15 protein-coding genes are annotated in these 18537 nt (G+C 61.0%); 3 read left to right on the top strand and 12 right to left on the bottom strand.

Annotated elements, in window-relative coordinates; translation table 11 throughout:
- The first annotated feature begins 44 nt into the window (after nucleotides 1-44).
- Nucleotides 45-2408, top strand: coding sequence for a DNA polymerase II (locus tag M2401_RS31800; RefSeq protein ID WP_259110246.1), 2364 nt, complete (start codon nucleotides 45-47; stop codon nucleotides 2406-2408).
- Between the two features lie 216 nt (nucleotides 2409-2624).
- Complete coding sequence (locus tag M2401_RS31795) at nucleotides 2625-3584, top strand: threo-3-hydroxy-L-aspartate ammonia-lyase (RefSeq protein WP_259110391.1); 960 nt, start codon at nucleotides 2625-2627, stop codon at nucleotides 3582-3584.
- A 157-nt stretch (nucleotides 3585-3741) separates the two neighbouring features.
- Here M2401_RS31795 and M2401_RS31790 read toward each other — a convergent pair whose 3' ends face one another.
- The 10 genes from M2401_RS31790 to M2401_RS31745 form a co-directional block, all read right to left on the bottom strand.
- Nucleotides 3742-4812, bottom strand: a complete 1071-nt coding sequence (locus M2401_RS31790; RefSeq protein WP_259110244.1) for a chemotaxis response regulator protein-glutamate methylesterase — start codon at nucleotides 4810-4812, stop codon at nucleotides 3742-3744.
- An 8-nt stretch (nucleotides 4813-4820) separates the two neighbouring features.
- The gene (locus M2401_RS31785; protein ID WP_259110242.1) at nucleotides 4821-5309 is read right to left on the bottom strand and encodes a chemotaxis protein CheD; all 489 of its coding nucleotides are present in this window, start codon (nucleotides 5307-5309) and stop codon (nucleotides 4821-4823) included.
- Nucleotides 5306-6112 carry a CheR family methyltransferase gene (locus M2401_RS31780; RefSeq protein ID WP_409034014.1) on the bottom strand — a complete coding sequence of 269 codons (807 nt, stop codon included), beginning with the start codon at nucleotides 6110-6112 and terminating at the stop codon, nucleotides 5306-5308. The genes M2401_RS31785 and M2401_RS31780 overlap by 4 nt, the downstream gene beginning before the upstream one ends.
- A gap of 4 nt (nucleotides 6113-6116) precedes the next feature.
- Entirely contained in the window at nucleotides 6117-6656 is a 540-nt protein-coding gene (locus tag M2401_RS31775; RefSeq protein WP_259110240.1) for a chemotaxis protein CheW, read from the bottom strand.
- Nucleotides 6657-6670: 14 nt separating this feature from the next.
- The gene (locus M2401_RS31770) at nucleotides 6671-8326 is read right to left on the bottom strand and encodes a methyl-accepting chemotaxis protein (protein WP_259110237.1); all 1656 of its coding nucleotides are present in this window, start codon (nucleotides 8324-8326) and stop codon (nucleotides 6671-6673) included.
- Nucleotides 8323-10551: a chemotaxis protein CheA gene (locus M2401_RS31765; RefSeq protein ID WP_259110235.1), complete on the bottom strand. Its 2229-nt coding sequence runs from the start codon at nucleotides 10549-10551 to the stop codon at nucleotides 8323-8325. The genes M2401_RS31770 and M2401_RS31765 overlap by 4 nt, the downstream gene beginning before the upstream one ends.
- Before the next feature lie 201 nt (nucleotides 10552-10752).
- A complete protein-coding gene (locus M2401_RS31760) occupies nucleotides 10753-11085 on the bottom strand; it encodes a lipid asymmetry maintenance protein MlaB (protein ID WP_259110232.1) in 333 nt (110 codons plus the stop codon).
- Between the two features lie 18 nt (nucleotides 11086-11103).
- Nucleotides 11104-11472: a response regulator gene (locus M2401_RS31755; protein WP_259110230.1), complete on the bottom strand. Its 369-nt coding sequence runs from the start codon at nucleotides 11470-11472 to the stop codon at nucleotides 11104-11106.
- 19 nt (nucleotides 11473-11491) lie between these two features.
- Nucleotides 11492-12154, bottom strand: coding sequence for a methyl-accepting chemotaxis protein (locus M2401_RS34865; RefSeq protein ID WP_409034016.1), 663 nt, complete (start codon nucleotides 12152-12154; stop codon nucleotides 11492-11494).
- 764 nt (nucleotides 12155-12918) lie between these two features.
- On the bottom strand, nucleotides 12919-13869 hold the full coding sequence (locus M2401_RS31745) for a GlxA family transcriptional regulator (protein ID WP_259110226.1): 951 nt from the start codon (nucleotides 13867-13869) through the stop codon (nucleotides 12919-12921).
- Nucleotides 13870-14077: 208 nt separating this feature from the next.
- On the opposite strand from M2401_RS31745, the gene M2401_RS31740 reads away from it, so the two are divergent.
- On the top strand, nucleotides 14078-16384 hold the full coding sequence (locus M2401_RS31740) for a TonB-dependent siderophore receptor (protein ID WP_259110224.1): 2307 nt from the start codon (nucleotides 14078-14080) through the stop codon (nucleotides 16382-16384).
- An 82-nt stretch (nucleotides 16385-16466) separates the two neighbouring features.
- Here the strand turns inward: M2401_RS31740 and tssF are convergent, their stop codons facing one another.
- Nucleotides 16467-18221 (bottom strand): type VI secretion system baseplate subunit TssF, encoded by a 1755-nt coding sequence (gene tssF, locus M2401_RS31735; protein ID WP_259110222.1) that lies wholly within the window; start codon nucleotides 18219-18221, stop codon nucleotides 16467-16469.
- 44 nt (nucleotides 18222-18265) lie between these two features.
- The coding region (locus M2401_RS31730; protein WP_310504168.1) for a type VI secretion IcmF C-terminal domain-containing protein at nucleotides 18266-18537 on the bottom strand (272 nt) is incomplete at its 5' end.

The following is an 18537-nucleotide window of genomic DNA, read 5'->3' as shown; positions in this document are numbered from 1 at the left end:
TGCACGTAGAATCGACGCCCTGATAGGGTGTCGAGGCTGCAAAGTTGGATGCAAACACAGGTTTTGTCCTGACCCGCCACTGGCGCGATACGCCGGCCGGAACTCAAGTCGAGTTATGGCTGGCCACCGACCAGGGGCCGCGGCTGATCCGCCTGCCGCTGCAGACATCGGTGGCGTTCATCCCCGCCGAGCATCGGCAGCGGGCTGAGGCGGCGTTGCGCGGTGAGCAGGGCGTCGAGCTGCGCACCCTGCAGCTCTGCGACTTCCGCCATCGTCCGGTGCTGGGCCTGTATTGCCCGCAACACCGGCAATTGATGGACATCGAAAAGCTGCTGCGCAAGGCCAGCGTTGATGTCTATGAAGCCGATATTCGCCCGCCCGAACGTTATCTGATGGAGCGCTTTATCACCGCCCCGGTGCAGTTTGACGGCACCCCGGATGAAAACGGCGTGCTGATCGATGCGCAGATAAAACCGGCTCCCGCCTATCGCCCGACGTTGCGCCTGGCTTCTCTTGATATCGAAACCACCGCCCGTGGCGAGCTGTATTCCATTGCCCTTGAAGGCTGCGGCGAGCGTCAGGTGTACATGCTTGGCCCGGCCAATGGCGACGATTCAGCAGTGGATTTCAAGCTCGACTACTGCGACAGCCGCGCTGAATTGCTGGAACGGCTGAATGACTGGATGGCCCTGCACGACCCCGACGCGATCATCGGCTGGAACGTGATCCAGTTCGACCTGCGCGTGCTTCACGAACACTCCCAGCGCCTCAACGTGCCGCTGCGCCTGGGCCGTGGCGGCGAGAGCATGGGCTGGCGCGAACACGGCAGCCGTAACAATCATTACTTTGCTTCAGCGGCCGGGCGTCTGTTGATCGATGGCATCGAAGCGCTGCGCTCGGCGACCTGGAGCTTTCCTTCGTTCAGTCTGGAAAACGTCGCCCAGACCCTGCTCGGCGAAGGCAAGGCCATCGACAACCCTTATCACCGCATGGATGAAATCAACCGCATGTTCGCCGAGGACAAGCCCGCCCTGGCGCGCTATAACCTCAAGGACTGCGAGCTGGTCACGCGGATTTTCGCCAAGACCGAGTTGCTGACCTTCCTCCTGGAACGCTCCACCGTCACCGGTTTGCCCGCCGACCGTAGCGGCGGTTCGGTGGCGGCATTCGAGCATTTGTATATCCCGCTGATGCATCGCCAGGGTTTTGTTGCACCGAATCTGGGTGAGCGCATGCCCGAGGCCAGCCCCGGCGGCTTTGTCATGGATTCGCGGCCGGGGTTGTATGAGTCGGTGCTGGTGCTGGACTACAAGAGCCTGTACCCGTCGATCATCCGCTCGTTCCTGATCGATCCGGTGGGGCTTATCGAAGGCCTGCGCCACCCTGATGATGCCGACTCGGTGCCGGGCTTTCGTGGCGCGCGGTTTTCCCGGACCCGCCACTGCCTGCCGTCCATCGTCGCCAATGTCGCCGAAGGCCGCGAGGTGGCCAAGCGCGAGAAGAACCAGCCGCTGTCCCAGGCTTTGAAAATCATCATGAACGCCTTCTACGGCGTGCTCGGGTCCAGTGGCTGCCGCTTCTTCGATACGCGCCTGGCCTCGTCCATCACCCTGCGCGGCCATGAAATCATGCGCCGCACCCGGCAGTTGATCGAGGCCGAAGGCTACACGGTGATCTACGGCGATACCGACTCGACCTTCGTCTGGCTGCAAAAGCCCCATGACGAAGCCGACGCCGGGCGTATCGGCCGCACCCTGGTCGCCAAGGTCAATGCCTGGTGGGCCGAACACCTGAAAGCGCAATACGGCCTGACCAGCGTGCTGGAGTTGCAGTACGAAAACCACTTCAAGCGCTTCCTGATGCCCACCGTGCGCGGCGCCGAGGAGGGCAGCAAGAAACGTTATGCCGGGCTGGTGACCCTGGCCGATGGTCGTGAGGAAATGATCTACAAGGGCCTGGAGACCGTGCGCACCGACTGGTCGCCCCTGGCCCGGCAATTCCAGCAGGAACTGTACCTGCGCATCTTCAAGCGCCAGCCGTATCAGGACTATGTCCGTGAATACGTGCGCCGTACCCAGGACGGCGAGCTGGATGACCTGTTGATCTACCGCAAGCGCCTGCGCCGGCGCCTTGACGACTATGAGCGCAACGTACCGCCCCACGTGCGTGCGGCGCGCATGGCCGACGAGTACAACGATCGCCAGGGGCGTCCACGGCAGTATCAGAATGGTGGCTGGATCAGCTACGTCATGACCCTGGCCGGGCCGGAACCTCTTGAGGTACGCCAGTCCGGCATCGACTACGAGCATTACGTCACCCGACAGCTACAGCCGTTGGCGGACGCGATCCTGCCGTTTGTCGATGATGATTTCAGTACGTTGATTGGCGGGCAGATGGGCTTGTTTTGACGTTTTGTCATAACTGGACAAATTGTAACTTGCGGATTATCGTCTGGCTTCCCGGCTTTTTTATTCGTTGGAGCGAGGCTTGCCCGCGAAGGCCTTGACGCGGCGTGCCTGGTGTACCGCGCCGCTCAATTCGCGGGCAAGCCTCGCTCCCACAGGATTTGCGCCTGTGTTGTTATTCAAACCACCCCTCATTCGCTGGAGGTACCCGTGACAAACCTGATTCTGCCCACCTATGAAGACGTGCTGGCCGCCGCTGGCCGGATCGAGGGCCATGCCCACAAGACTCCGGTGCTGACCTCGCGCACGGCCAACGAGGAGGTGGGTGCCGAGTTGTTCTTCAAGTGCGAGAACCTGCAACGCATGGGCGCGTTCAAGTTTCGCGGGGCTTTCAACAGCCTGGCGAAATTCGACGAGCTCCAGCGCAAGGCCGGGGTGGTGGCGTTCTCCTCGGGCAACCATGCCCAGGGCGTGGCGCTGTCGGCGCGGATCCTGGGTATTCCTGCGACCATCGTCATGCCCCATGACGCCCCGGCGGCGAAGGTTGCGGCTACCCGCGGCTATGGCGCCACGGTTGTGCAGTACGACCGCTACACCGAAGACCGCGAAGCCATCGGCCGCACACTGGCTCAAGAGCACGGCTTCACGTTGATCCCGCCTTACGATCATCCGGATGTGATCGCCGGGCAGGGCACCGCAGCCAAGGAACTGTTCGAGGAAGTTGGCCGCCTGGATGCGTTGTTCGTCTGCCTCGGCGGCGGCGGGCTGCTGTCCGGCACTGCGTTATCGACCCGTGCCCTGGCTCCGGACTGCAAGCTCTATGGCGTCGAGCCGGAAGCGGGCAATGACGGCCAGCGCTCCCTGCGCAGCGGCAGCATCGTGCATATCGACACCCCGGTGACCATCGCCGACGGCGCCCAGACGCAATACCTGGGCAACTACACCTTCGACATCATCCGTCGCGACGTCAACGACATCTACACCGCCAGCGATGCGCAACTGGTGGAGGCCATGCGCTTCTTTGCCGAGCGCATGAAGATGGTGGTCGAGCCTACCGGCTGCCTGGGTTTTGCAGCGGTGCGGGAGTTGAAGGCGCAATTGCAGGGCAAGCGGGTCGGGGTGATTGTCACCGGGGGCAATATCGATCTGCAGCGGTATGCGGCGTTGTTGGCTGGGTAAACGCAGGGCCGCAGGAGTCGGTTTGCCCGTGAAGGGAGCAACGCGGTTTTCCTGACCTGCCGCGTCGGCTGATTCGCGGGCAAGCCTCGCTCCCACACAATCACACCAGTCTGGCAGCAGCCGTTCGGTAAACAAGCGTTTACCACGACTCAGATGGCTAAGCCCGGCCCATCACCGCTCGATGCATCTCGCCCAAGGGCAGGATGCGTTTGGCGCCGCCCAGTTTGATCGCTTCCTTGGGCATGCCGAACACCACGCTGGAGGCCTCGTCCTGGGCCACGGTGTCGGCGCCAGCGTCGAACATTTCCTTCATGCCCCGGGCACCGTCATCGCCCATGCCGGTCATGATGATGCCGGTGGCATTGCGCCCGGCGAACTTGGCCACCGAACGCAGCAACACGTCCACCGAGGGTCGGTGACGGTTGACCAACGGGCCGTCCACTACCTGTACGTGATAGTAAGCGCCGCTGCGGGTCAGCATCATGTGCTTGCCGCCAGGGGCGATCAGGGCCAGGCCGGGGAGGACGCGGTCGTTGTTCCTGGCTTCGCGCACTTCGATCTGGCACAGCCCGTTAAGGCGCTCGGCAAAGGATGCGGTGAATTTCTCCGGCATGTGCTGGACGATGACGATGCCGGGGCTGACACGTGGCAGGGCGGTCAGCACCGCTTCCAGAGCCTGGGTGCCGCCGGTAGACGTGCCGATGGCGACGATGCGTTCGGTGGTCTGCACCATGGCCTGGCTATGCCCGGCAGGCAGGATGGCATCGGCATTGAGCTTGGCCTGGGGTTCCAGACGCGGCACGCTGCGTTTGCCCAGATTCTTGACGTTGGCACTGGCGGCGGCGCGGATGGCCGCGACCAGTATCGCAGCGGACTCCAGCAGGAAGTTCTTCAGGCCGACCTGGGGCTTGGTAACGATTTCCACCGCCCCGGCGCTCAGGGCCTGCAAGGTAGTCTCGGCGCCTTTCTCGGTCAGGGACGAGCAGATGATCACCGGCGTAGGGCGTTCACTCATGATTTTTTTGAGAAAGGTAATACCGTCCATGCGCGGCATCTCGACGTCGAGGACAATGACATCGGGCCACTCCCTGGCGAGTTTGTCGATGGCGAAAATGGGGTCGGACGCCGCGCCCATCACTTCGATATCCGGGGTCTTGTCGAGGATCGCCATCAGTACCTGGCGCACCACGGCGGAATCGTCGACAAGCAGCACTCTGATTTTTTTCATGACGACCTTCAGCACTGATGCAATGGCTTGTGTTTGACCCAGACATCGCCGTTCCAGGTGTCGAAAACGATATTGCGATGGCCGGTGCGGCCGATGTCCTGGGCGGTGACGTTCAGGTGGTATTGCTCGGCCAGTTGCAGGGCGGCTTCGATATTCATGTCGGGGACCGCGCTGACGAGCGCGGTCTTGTGGCGCGGGAACATCTCGCCACCGCCGAACAGCTTGACCTCATAGTCGCCGGGCAGGGTGCGATGGGATTCGACTTCGAGCATGAACATCTCGAAGGCCTCGTCGGCGTACTTGCCGCTGAGGCGGTTGCCGCGAATGCGGCGATTGGGCAGCATGAAATGGCACATGGCGCCGATGCGCCGCTGCGGATGCCACAGGGTCACGGCGATGCATGAACCCAGCACCGTGCTGATGCGCGTCGGCTCCGTGGCGAAGTGGAAGTCGCCGGGGGACAAATAGACGCGGGGGTAGGCCAGGGACGTTTTCATGGTTTTCGATAGATCGACGGTGCCACGAGCTTGAAGGCGTCGCTGATACCGTTGAGGCTCTCCGAATGGCTGATCATCAGGTAGCCACCGGGCTTGAGCAGCGGCAGCATGCGGGCAATGACTTTGCGTTTGGTTTCCTGGTCGAAATAGATCATCACGTTGCGCAGGAAGATCACCTCGAACTCGCCCATCTCCGGGAAGGCTTCATTGAGGTTGATCTGCACGAACTTCATGCGATTGCGCAGCGCCCGGTTGACCAGAAAAGTGCCAGCCTGGGGGCCGACGCCCTTGAGGCAGTACTTGACCAACAAGGGCTGGGGCAGGGTAGCGGCGCGCTCCATCGGGTAGTGGCCGCTGCGGGCCTTGGTCAGCATTTGGCTGCTGATATCCGAGCCGACGATTTCCCAGGGCGTGGTGCCCAGGCCTTCGGCCAGGGTCATGGCCAGGCTGTAGGGCTCCTCGCCTGAAGAACTGGCCGCGCTCCACAGGCGGAACGTGCGCCCCGGCGTGGCCTTGGGCAGGATGTGCTGGCGCAGGAAATCGAAGTGCTTGGGTTCGCGGAAAAAGTAGGTTTCGTTGGTGGTCAGCAGGTCCAGGGCGACCTGTAATTCATGCTCGCTCTGACCGCCCATGATCAGCTTGAAATACTCGCCATAGCTGTCCAGTTCGTAATGCTTGAGGCGCTTGAACAAGCGCCCGGCAACCAACGCCTTCTTCGCCGGCGACAGGTTGATGCCCGCCGCCCGGTGCAGCCATTGCTGGAAGCTGTGGAACTCGCTGTCATTGAGCGGCATGGCGTTCATCCACTTATCCCTGTGGTGGCGGTTCGGCGACGAGGTTACCGGCGGCGAGACTGGACATCTCGTCGATGGACAGCACCCGGTCCACGTCCAGGACAATCACGAACTTGCCCTCGACTTTGGCCATGCCGCTGATGAAATCGGCGCGTATCCGTGCGCCGAAGCTGGGCGGTGGTTCGATGGCGCTGGCGGCGATCTCCATCACCGCCGATACCGTATCTACCAGCAGGCCGATATCCTGGGGCTGACCGTTATCGCCTGCGGCTTCGATGATGACCACGCAACTGCGCCGGGTGATATCCGAGTTCTGTCGGCCGAAGCGCGCCGACAGGTCAACCACTGGCACCACCGCGCCGCGCAGGTTGATCACCCCGCGCACGAAGGCGGGCATCATCGGCACTACGGTGAGGTTGCCGTACTCGATGATCTCCTTGATGCCGAGGATGGCGATGGCAAACATTTCGCCGCCGAGCATGAAGGTCAGGTATTGCGCCTCTTCCTCCCGGGCTGCGGGCAGTTTCTGGCTGGTCGTGGCAAGTGCACCCATGGCTTGAGCTTCCTTTAGAACCGGGTGAAGTCGGCTTCGTCAGGGCCGCTGGCGGTTTGATAGGCGAAGTTCGGCTGCCGTGCCACCGGCGGCTGTGGCGCCCTGGGTGGCTTGCGGTTTTCGCTGCTTTTCACCTGAATCGAAGGCTGCGCACCCTTGCCGCCAACCTCGAGGCGGAAGAAGCTCATGACCTGCTGCAACTGTTCGGCCTGGCTGCTCATTTCTTCGGCGGTGGCGGCTAGTTCTTCGCTGCTGGAAGCGTTTTGCTGCGTGACCTGATTGAGTTGATTCATGGCCGTATTGATCTGGGCGACACCGGCGGCCTGTTCTTCCGAGGCTGCACTGATTTCCTGGACCAGATCCGAGGTCTTGTTGATCGACGGGACCATTTCGCCCAACAGCTTGCCAGCTTTTTCCGCCATCTCGACGCTGCTGGAAGACAGCTCGCCGATTTCCTGGGCGGCGACCTGGCTGCGCTCAGCCAGCTTGCGCACTTCGGCAGCAACCACGGCAAAGCCCTTACCGTGCTCCCCGGCGCGGGCGGCTTCGATGGCGGCGTTGAGGGCCAGCAGGTTGGTTTGATAGGCAATGTCGTCGATGATGCTGATGCGCTGGGCGATTTTCTTCATCGCCACCACGGTCTGCTGCACCGATTCGCCGCCATCGGTGGCTTCTGTCGCGGCCTTGCTGGCCATGCCGTCGGTCACTTTGGCGTTCTCGGTGTTCTGATTGATGCTGGCGCTCATCTGCTCGATGGAGGCGCTGGTTTCTTCGACGCTGGCCGCCTGTTCACTGGTGGCCTGGCTCATGGACTGGGCCGTGGCGCTGACCTCCTCGGAGGCACTGGCCAGGTTATCGGCGGTGTTGCGTACTTCGCCGATGATATGCGACAGCTTGGTGATCATGTTCTGCATGGCAGCCAGCAACAGGCCGGTTTCATCCCGCGAACGCACCTCGATCTGCGCACTGAGATCGCCTTCGGCCAGTTGCCCGGCGACTTCGGCGGCTTCGCGCAGGGGCCGGGAAATGATCCGGGCAATGAACAGCGCCAGGCCGAAGCCGACCAGCAGGGTGACTATCAGTACGACGATGATCGACAGGCGCGAGTCGGCATATAGTTTATTGCCGCGATCAGTGGCTTCGCTGCCGCCGCTGGCGTTGAGTTCGACCATTTTTTGCAGGTCGGTGGTCACTGCGTCGAACAGGCGGCGGGAGTCGCCGGTAAGCACCTTAGTGGCTTCTTCGTGGCGGTTTTGCCGAGACTCACTGATCATCTTGGCACTGGCCGCCTGATAGGCATTCCAGTCATTGACGAAGGTGTCGAGCAGAGCCTTGTCGTCCGGGTTGGAGAGCATCTTGGCGTAGGACTCTATACGGGTATCGATCTGCTTTTTCGAATCGGCCGCTTCGACTTCGACGGCGGCCTTCTCCTCGGCGGATTCGCTGGCCAGGTGGCGGTATTCCTTGATCCGGTAATTGGCCGCATAGAAACGCATGCCCGAGGCCATGCGCATGGAAGGCATCCAATTGGTACCCAGATCTGTGGCGGTCTGGTTGACCTGGCTCAGTTGATAGATGGCGAAGGCGCCCATGGCAGCGGTCAGCACCAGCACGATCATGAACGAGGTGATCAGTTTGGTGGCGATTTTCAGGTCATAGAACCATTTCATTGAGGAATTCCTCCTTGGAGGGAGCTGTTGGCAGCCGGGCGGGAAAGAAGCGAGGCGTTACGGTTTTCCATGCTTACGATCTGGGTCAGCAGCGAAGGCACGTCGAGAATCAACGCCACCGAGCCGTTGCCGAGAATGGTCGAGCCGCTGATCCCGCGCAGGGCGCCGAACAGCTTGCCCAGGGGTTTGATCACGGTCTGGAATTCGCCCAGCAGGTCATCCACGACCAGCCCGGCCTTTTGTTCGGCACTGCGCACTACCACTACGTTTTGTCGGCCGCCGGGTTCACCCTCGTGACCGAAGTGGTCACGCAACCTGACCAGGGGCAGAACCTCGCCACGCAGGTCCAGATAGCCGCTTTCCCGGGACGGGTGATCGGCTTCGTTGAGTTCGATGCATTCCTGCACCATGTCCAGGGGAATGACGTAGATCGCCTGATCGACGTTGACCAGAAAGCCGCTGATGATCGCCAGGGTCAGCGGCAGGCGGATGCGCACCGTAGTGCCGAGGCCCGGCTGGCTGTCCAGATCGACACTACCGCGCAGGGCCGTGATATTGCGTTTGACCACGTCCATGCCGACACCGCGCCCGGACAGGTTGGTCACCGCTTCGGCCGTAGAGAAGCCCGGCTCGAAGATCAGATTATAGATTTCCTGGTCGCTGAGGTTGGCACCCGTCGGCACCAGGCCGCGCTCCTGGGCTTTGGCCAGGATGCGCTCGCGGTTGAGGCCCGCGCCGTCGTCGGCGATTTCCAGGACGATGGTGCCGGCGTCATGGTAGGCATTCAGGCGTAACAGGCCTTTGAGCGGCTTGCCCGCCGCGAGTCGAGCCTGGGGCGCTTCGAGGCCATGGTCCATGGCGTTGCGCAGCAGGTGCATGAGCGGGTCGCCGATCTTTTCCACCACTGTCTTGTCCAGTTCGGTATCGGCGCCGCTGATCAGCAGGTCGATATCCTTGCCCAGTTCCTGACTGACGTCGCGCACCACCCGGCGGAAACGGTTGAAGGTATCGCCGATGGGGATCATACGCAGGCCCAGGGCGCCGTCGAGAATCTCCTCGACCAGACCCGAGACCACCGAGGCCGATTCCTGCAAGGGATCGTTCTGGCAGGTGCGGGCCAACTGGCTGGCCCCGGCGCTGGCGATTACCAGTTCGCCGACCAGATTGATCAGTTCATCGAGCTTGTCGGCGTTGACCCGGACAAAGCGCCCCTCCTTGGTTTTTTGCTCCTGCATGCCGTTTTGCTTGTCGAGGGCCGACTGCACCACTACTGGTTCAACGGCGCGTTGCTCAATCAGGATTTCGCCCAACGGCTGCGGCGTAACCTCCTGGCTCGTAGCCTGACGTTGCGTGCGCAGGCCTTGTTCCAGCTCATGCACAGTCAGCGCGCCGCAGTTGGTGAGAATTTCGCCTAGGCGGGTCGGGTGCTCCGGCAGGGCTTCGATCAGTTGCAGGTATTCTTCGATGCGGCTGTGGGGGGCGAGGATATGAATCAGGCAATCGTCGCGGACAAAATCGAAAGCCTCGGAAATCTCCGCCTTGCTGGCATTGGAGCGGTAGTCGATCTCGAAGCCCAGATAGCAACTCTCGGCATCGACCTCATCGAGGACAGGCATGGCATCGGCCAGGGTGGTGATATAGACGATTTCGCCCAGGGTATTGAGGTAACGCAGGAACGACAGTGGGTCCATGCCATTGCGCAGCACATCGGGGCCGAAGCGCAGAGAGATATGCCACAGGTCCGAGCTGACCGTATCGCCGCCGATGGTCTGCACCTCGGTGTTCTGAGGCACCGGCGCGGGGCTTTGGGTGGTCATGGCGGTGCTGGCGCTGCGGTATTGCTGCAGGCCCTGGCGCAGGCTTTCTTCCCGGGCGAGCGCGGTGCTGTCGAGGCTGCGGCCCTGGCTGGCGACCACTTCGATCAGTTCGAGCATATGGTCGCCGCACTTGAGCAGCAGGGCGATGAGCGCAGTATTTACCTGTATCTCGCCATCGCGCAGACGGTCCAGCACATCTTCGACGATATGGGTGAAACCGACGATGGCGTCCAGCCCGAATAAACCGGCCGAGCCCTTGATGGTGTGGGCGGCGCGGAAAATCGCGCCGAGAATGTCCGGATCGTCGGGGTGGGTTTCCAGGCGCAGCAGGGACTCTTCCATCTCCTGCAACAGCTCGCGTGCTTCGACGATAAAGGTCTGTTGTGCTTGGTCGAGATTAATGCCCACGGTTACATCCTTTAAAAGCGGGACGACTGCAAATATCCAGACTCACTTTTGTGTGTTCGAACGCTGCATGAAGACTGCTACGGGGGCTCACTGTGGGAGCGAATTCATTCGCGAATGCGGTGTTTCAAACGATGAGGGTTTGTCGAATGTACCGTCCTCTTCGCGAATGAATTCGCTCCCACATATGAGTTTCCACCCTATTCATTCATCTGGAGCGAGAATCAGCGGATCGCCAAAGTAGGGCGCCAGGTTGCATAGTTCGAACGTCTCCAGCACCGCCTGGCTATGCCCGTCCAGGTGCAGGGCCTTGCCGGCGCGCTGACTCTCGCGTTTGCTCAGCATCAGCAGTTGCACCCCGGCGCTGTCCATCTCGGTGACCTGGGACAGGTCGATGGCCAGGTCGTCGCTGTTGTTCTGCATGTCTGCCAGCAGCGGCAGGAGTACGGCGCCAAGCTCGGCGGCGGTGTAGATGGTCATTTCGCCCTCGATGCTGACCCGGGCGGTGCCGTCATGGCTTTGGCAGGTAATCGACATGGCAACGGCTCCTGCCGGTCAGGGCATGATCAGCTTGGCCACGGCGGCCAGCATCTGTGCAGGCTGGAAGGGCTTGACCACCCAGGCCCTGGCACCGGCGGCCTGGCCTTCCTGTTTCTTCGACTCCTGGGATTCGGTGGTGAGCATGATGATCGGCGTGAACTTGTAACTGGCCAGCTTCTTCACTTCCTTGACGAAGGTGATGCCGTCCATGTTCGGCATGTTCACGTCGCTGATGATCAGGTGGACTTTCTGCCCGGTGAGTTTGCCCAGGGCGTCCTTGCCGTCGCTGGCTTCGATCACGTCGTAACCGGCACTCTTCAGGGCAATACTGACGACCTGGCGGACACTGCTGGAATCGTCGACAACCATTACGTTTTTGGCCATGAGTTAGCGCTCCTGGAAACTAGAAAAAAGTGATTTCGTGAGTCGTCGAGGCGGCGGCGCTGCCGTGGTGGTTCTGGCGCTGTTCTTCGGTGGCGTAGGTCAACTCCATGTTGGCCAGCCATGCTTTGACGTCGATCTGATCGAGTTTTTCCGGGTCCTGACGGGCGTCGAGCAGATGCTGGTGCAGGGCCTCCATATTGCTGCGCACATGGTTGAGGATCTGACTGACCCGATCCTGGAATTGCAGACTGACCAGCACCTCGGTCATCTCATTGCGGATACCGGCGCTTTCTTCCTGCAGCAGACCGGCGGATTCCGACAGACGTCGGGTGATGCTTTTGAACCGTTCGAGCACCAGCTGGATGCTGTTTTCCGATTCGGTCACCGAGTCGCTGTCATGCCCGGCGCTACTCGCTGCCGCCTGCACAAGCTGAGTGATGGCGCTGTTAATGATGTCAACCTTGGCCGACATCTTCTGCCCGGTTTCGCTGGACTGGCTGGACAGGGTGCGTACGGCATCGGCGACCACGGCAAAGCCGCGTCCGGCCTCCCCGGCACGGGCGGCCTCGATGGCGGCATTGAGGGCCAGCAGGTTGGTTTGCGCGGCGATGGCGGCGACATCGGCGGCCATGGCCCGCAACTCGCCGGTGTAGTCGGTCAGGTTGTTGACCTGGGCGAGCATCTCGTCGCGACTGTGTTGGGTGGCCTTGAGCGAATCGATCACCTTTAACAACTCATCGTCGCTTTGGGCCAGCACCTGCAGGGCGCCGTCGGCGCTATTGCCAGCGAGGTCACCTGCCGCCAGTTGCGAGGCGTTGGCGGTTTCCTGCAGGCGATTGGAGATACCGTAGAAGCGGTTGCTCAGCTCGACGATGGCGGTTTCGGTCTGGGCCCGGGAGCTTTCGATCTGCTTGGACCAGATCGGCACGGTCTTCAGGCAGATGGCGGCCAGGCCGTTGTTTTGCGATTGGCTGGCGCTTTGCCGGGAAGACTGGCTGGCGCTGTGATGATGGCTGGTGAGGGCTGCCAGTTGCTGACGCTGCTGACTGGCGCCCCACAGGCTGGCCAGGGCTCCAAGGACCAGCAGGCCAGCGGCCAGGCCCAGGGGTTGCGCATTGACGCCTCCCGTCAGCAGGACGGCAGCAGCGCCCAGTACGGCGAGCAGAAGGGGTAACCAGGCGAAGGTAGGGTTGGAGATTGTCGGGACGTTGTCGGAAATAGAAGAACTCGAATGCATTACTTCGTCCTTGAATTTGATAATCGGGCCACAGGTTTTTTTGTGACCAAATGCTTGGGCGAAGGTTAGATCAGATCCTGCCGTTCTTCCTTGAGCGGCAAGCAGGTTTTTCTCAATAAGGCAAAAGTTGTACAACTAAACATCTGTTTTGGTTGGGTTTAATCGCGAATAAACATTTTGCCACCATTCGTCGTACAACTTCTTGGCGATCAGCCAAATTGCTGCCGGTAATGACTGGGTGTCAGGCCCAGTTTGTCGCTGAACAGTAGGCGCATATGCCGCACGCTGCCAAAACCGCTGCGCCAGGCGATGGTCTTGAGGGGCAGGTCGGTGGTTTCCAGCAGTTGCCGAGCGCGGTCGATGCGCGCGCTCTGGATGAACTCGGTGGGGGTACTACCGACTTCCTTGGCGAACATGCGGGTGAAGTGGCGGGTGCTCATCTGCGCCAGATGGGCCAGGCATTCGATATTGAATTCTTCCTGCAGATTATCCAGCACATGGTTCTGCACCCGGGTGATGGGCGAGTCCTCGGCGGACACCGCCGCCAGCATCGGGCTGAACTGGGCCTGGCCGCCCTGGCGCTTCATGGCCACCAGCAGCACCTTGGCCACCGACAGCGCGACCTTGCGTCCGTGGTCTTCGGCCACCACGGCCAGCGCCAGGTCGATGCCGGCCGTGACACCGCCGGAGGTGATCAACTGGCGGTCTTCGATATAGATCTGGTCTGTGCCGACCAGGGCCTTGGGAAAGGCCTTGGTCAGGCGGTCGATGTAGTTCCAGTGGGTGGTGGCCTGAAAACCATCGAGCAGGCCTGCGTGGCCAAGAATAAAGGCCCCGGTGCAGATCGAGCCGTAGCGCCGGGATCGGGGTACCGCCGTGTTGAGCCAGGCTTGCAGGGCCGGGTGGCGCTCGTTATAGGCGCCTGGGCCACCGGGCACCAGCAGCAGGTCATAGTTGCCCTGGTCGCTGTCGATGCAGGTATCGGCCTGCACCGAAACACCATTGGAGGCGCGCATCAGGCTCGGCCCGGTGCCGATAGTGGTCAATCGGTATTGATGGGCCGGGTCGAGATAACGGTTGGCGATGGAAAACACTTCGACAGGACCGGCCATGTCGAGTAACAGGAAATCGGGGTACAGAACAATAGCGACGTCTTTCATGCGCGAGCGTTGAGAGCCTTGAACGATGGATGGCAATCGACGGCCATGCTACCTCCTGAAGGCGCTGGCGTCTTGGAAATGTAATGGTTTGTGTTGAGTGCTGCGCACAGGGCAGTTGCAATACAAAACTCGCCGTTGGTCGGGGAACCGGATTGATAGACTTTTGCCTCTGTGAATACGACCCGTTCTCCTTCGCAAGGGCTATCCGATGTCTTCCTCTTTAACCACTCTCAATCTCCAGCGCCGTGACCTTGATGGGGCCGTGCCCCTGCGTGCCTATACCCTCGCGCCTGCCGTCGGCCTGGCCACGTTCATGGCCATTCCGATGTCGGCCTGGGCTGCCAGCCATGGCGCGGTCGATACCTCGGTCGATACGACCCCAGGGGTGACCAATCTGCCGGCCACCACCATCGAAAGCGAAGGCGAAGCGGCGTACAAGACTGACCGCGCCAGCTCGGCGAAGATGACCGAAACGCTGCTCGATACCCCGCAGAGCGTCACGGTGATCTCCCAGCAACTGATCAAGGAGCAGAATGCCCAGAGCCTCAAGGACGCCCTGCGCAACGTGCCGGGCATTACCTTCAATTCCGGCGAAGGCGGTGGCGGGGTAGGTGACAGCCTGACCATTCGCGGTTTCAACGCTGATGGCAATATCTACCGCGATGGCGTGCGCGATCCGGCCAAATACTCGCGCAATGACTTCTTCAATACCGACTCGGTGGAAATCCTCAAGGGCTCCAGTTCCGCAGGTTGGGGCGTCGGCGCTACCGGCGGAGCGGTCAACCTGGTGACCAAGGCGGCGCAACTGGATGACTTCAACCATTTGAGCGCAGGCGTCGGCACCGCCAACTATCGGCGAAGCACCCTGGATATCAACCACACCCTCGACGGACTCGGCGAAGGTGCGGCGTTCCGGGTCAATATCATGGGCAACAAATCTGGCGTCGATGGCCGCGATTGGGTCGAAGACGAGCGCTACGGCTTTGCACCGACCCTGTCTTTGGGGCTGGGCACCGATACCCGCTTCACCGTTGGCTATGAATATATTCATGATAACAGCGATCCGGACTACGGCATCCCCACGGTCAACGGCAGCAACGGCAGCAGCCCGAGCCGCGCCGGTGGGGCCAGTTGGAACAGTTACTGGGGCTGGCGCAACCTCAACTATGAAGACAACGAATCCCATCGCCTGAACATGAAGTTCGCCCATGACTTCAGCGATGCGCTGAGTTTCGACACCCAGTTCACTTACTTCCACCTGGACCACGACTACTTTGTCACTACGCCGGGCGGCGACGCCAACTCCGGCGCACCGGGGCTGCAGGTGAGCAAAGGCCTGTATCGGCGTAACGTCAACACGCCGGGACGTGAACAGACCAACGAAACGTTCAGCAACCAGAGCAACCTGACCTGGCGTTTCGACACCTTCGGCATCGGTCATACCCTGGTTGGCGGTTTCGATATCAGCAAGCAGACGCTGGATTCGAAGACCGGTGCCCTTACAGCCGCCGACCGCACCGCCCAGGGCAACCTGCCAGTGGCGAGCAACGACTGGTCGAAATATCCCTACAGTGCCAACAGTTACACGTCTGCCAAGCAGTCAGTGGAGCAGGTCGATAAAGCCTTCTATGCCCTGGATACCCTGAAGTTCGACGAGCACTGGCAGCTGCATCTGGCCGTGCGTCAGGACCACTTCGATACCCGCGTGCTGGATAACGAAAGCCGTGCCAGCCAGACCGCTGCCTGGACCGACCTGGGCGATTCCGATCAGTCGGAAAAGCTCACCAGTGTGCATACCGCCCTGGTCTACAAACCGGTGCATAACGGCAGCTTCTACGTCAGCTACGCCAATGCCCGGCAACCGTCCGGCGTACTGGCGGTGGCGCAGACCGGCAGCATTGCTTCGACCAAGGGCGACACCGGCAAGACCTATGAAGTGGGGACCAAATGGGAGTTGTTCGACGGTGCGCTGGAGTTGAACGGCGACGTATTCGAGACCAAGCGCCAGCTGACCTATGTCGACGATACCCAGGGCACGGCCTTTACCGGCGGTGAAGAACGCGTGCGCGGCCTCGAGCTGTCCGGCACCGGCAATATCACCCGCAACTGGTCGGTGTATGCCGGTTACATCCACGAGAACAGCAAGCTGATCAAAGCCTACAACGGCTCCGAACAGGGCCTGCAACTGGCCAATACCCCGCAGAATGCCTTTAACGTCTGGACCACCTACAAGCTGCCCTACGACATTGCCGCCAGCTACGGTGTGCAGTACGTCGACGACGTGAAGATCTACAAGGGCCAGGGTTCGGTACTGACCAGTGCCGGCCAGACCACCGTGCCCAGCCATGTGCTGCATGACGCCATGGTCAGCTGGAAAGCCACTCAGGATGTGGATGTGCGTTTGAACGTGAATAACCTGTTCGACAAGCATTACTGGGCTGAATACAACGGCCGTGGTTATGGCGTGCCGGGGGCAGGGCGTGGTGCGACCTTGAGTGCGGATTATTCGTTCTGATTAATGAGCGGGCGCAGCGCAAAGCTCCATGTTTGGTCGAAGTTCTCAACATGGAGTTTGATGCATGAGGGGGGGCTGCCGATTATCCCGGAATCCGTCGACTGTGATTCTCGTCCCAGCTCAGGCGCTTTTCATCAGGCTGAAGGATCAACGTCAGTTGGTTGAACAGATGAATGTCGGCATACAGGGCAAAGAAGCGGTTGAGCATTTCGCCAAACAGACAGATATCGCCGTCGCCGGCAAAGCCGTTGCGATCCAGGGTGACCTGGATATCCACCCCGCGCAGCAGAAAGCCTTTCTCGAAGCGTTCCAGCAGGTAGTGATTGACGTCGACGATGGCGTCCAGGCGGCGATTGGCCTCGCTGCCTGTCCAGTCGTACAAGGCGAGCGTGGCGCGCAGCACCTCGGGGTTATCCATCATGGGCAGGAAGTTTGAACCCAGGTGGCTAAAGATACGCCAGTGAAAGCGGTCGCGATTGGGTGGGTAGCACGGCATGGTCGGTGCACACAGATTGCGCACCCGCAGGTCCGTCCGGGCGGTTTTCCCGCAGCTGTCGAGCAGCGTCTCTTGCAGCCCGTGACGCGGCAGCATGCCGTTGGTACCGGTCAGGCTCAGTATCAGGCTGGTGTGTTTATTTTGCTGGTCCTCGCTCAGGCCGTCGCCCCCCAGGATCAGCCAGGTCTCGTGTCGACCATCGACGCCGGGCTTGAGGCGGGTATGGAAATAGCGCTCAGGCTGCTGGTGACGCAACATGCCGCCTTTGTGCTGAAAACTGGTAAATGGCACGTAATCCTGCTGCTCGGCGGCTTTGGTCGTCATGACCTGATCCACCGAATACACCTCGGTATGGCCATCCTGCTGGCGCAGCAGGTAGTCGGACTGCGCCGGGTTCAGGATCAGCGGGTCGCATTCCAGGGCAAACAGATTGATCACCGGCACCGCATGCAGGCGCATGTGCTCGGCGCTCGGCTTGAAATCACCGGGCCAGGGCTTGCTCAGTACGGCTTCTACCTCGAACCACGGCGTGCCGGGGGCGATACTGATCTGCTCCAGGCCACGGAGCGTCACGAACATGAATTTCTCGCGGAAAGTGAAGTACTCCAGCATGAGCTGATAGTTACTGAAGACGCTGTCCTCCTTGGCCCACAGGCGATCATCATCAGTAAACCCCTTGACACTGAAGCGGCCTTGAAACGGCTGGCGTTCGGCCCCCGGTAAACGCACGTAAAGCCCTTTGAGATGCAGGGTAAGGGCCAGATGCAGGGCATTGGCCAACGGGGCATCGGCATTCAGGTACAGCGTGATGGCGCTCAGGTCGATCTGGCTCAGGTCAGCCATGGCCCCAAAGGCAAAACGCAGACGCAACAGCGAGCGACCATCGGGTTCATAGGTCTGTTGCAGGGACTCCAGGGTCAGCGGTCGCAGCAGCACATCCTGGGTGGTGCTGTAGCGGCAGCGCGTCTGTTGTGAACCGATCGGCTGGGACAGCACTTCAAAGCCCTTGCCAATGACTTCGCTGGCCTTCATCTGCGGCACATCAGGCATCAGCTCGACAATCGACAGCGACGGGATCGAGCGCAGGTACTGCGGCCAGAGCATGTCCACCAAACCCTCGCTCAACTCCGGCAGGTCGTCGTCGAGCTTCTCGCGCATGCGCCCCATGAGAAAGGCAAAGCCCTGAAACAGTTGCTCGACAGCGGCATCGTTCGGCCCCGGTTTATTCAGATTCAGCTGCGCCGCCTGCTGCGGAAAAAACTCCGCGAACTCCTTGGCCGCTTCGCGCAGGTAGCGCATTTCGCCGTCGAAGTACTCTCGCGTCTTATTGTCCTTGCTCATGAAAACTCCTTATTACGATGACGTTCAGCGCTCGGGCGCGGTGTTTATAGAAAAACTTGCCGGGGCAACTTGAACCCACGCAGCTTGAGCAACGCCAACGGCCCCGCGCCCAATTCAGTGCGCAAATGCCAGGTCAGGTTAAGGCCATCAGGGGCGGTGATTTCCACGCGGTAGCGGCTGTCGCCGTCGTCCAGTGTGGTCACCTTGGCTTTTTCCAGCAGACGGATCAGGCCCCAGGTACCGGCGAAGTCGCCGTACAGGCGTTCGCTGGCCTTGACGCTGGTCCAGGTCAGCATCACCCCCGGGTGATCGCCGC

The organism is Pseudomonas sp. JUb42 (assembly GCF_024807945.1).
Lineage (GTDB): Bacteria > Pseudomonadota > Gammaproteobacteria > Pseudomonadales > Pseudomonadaceae > Aquipseudomonas.
This window is presented reverse-complemented; position numbering and strand designations above follow the sequence as displayed.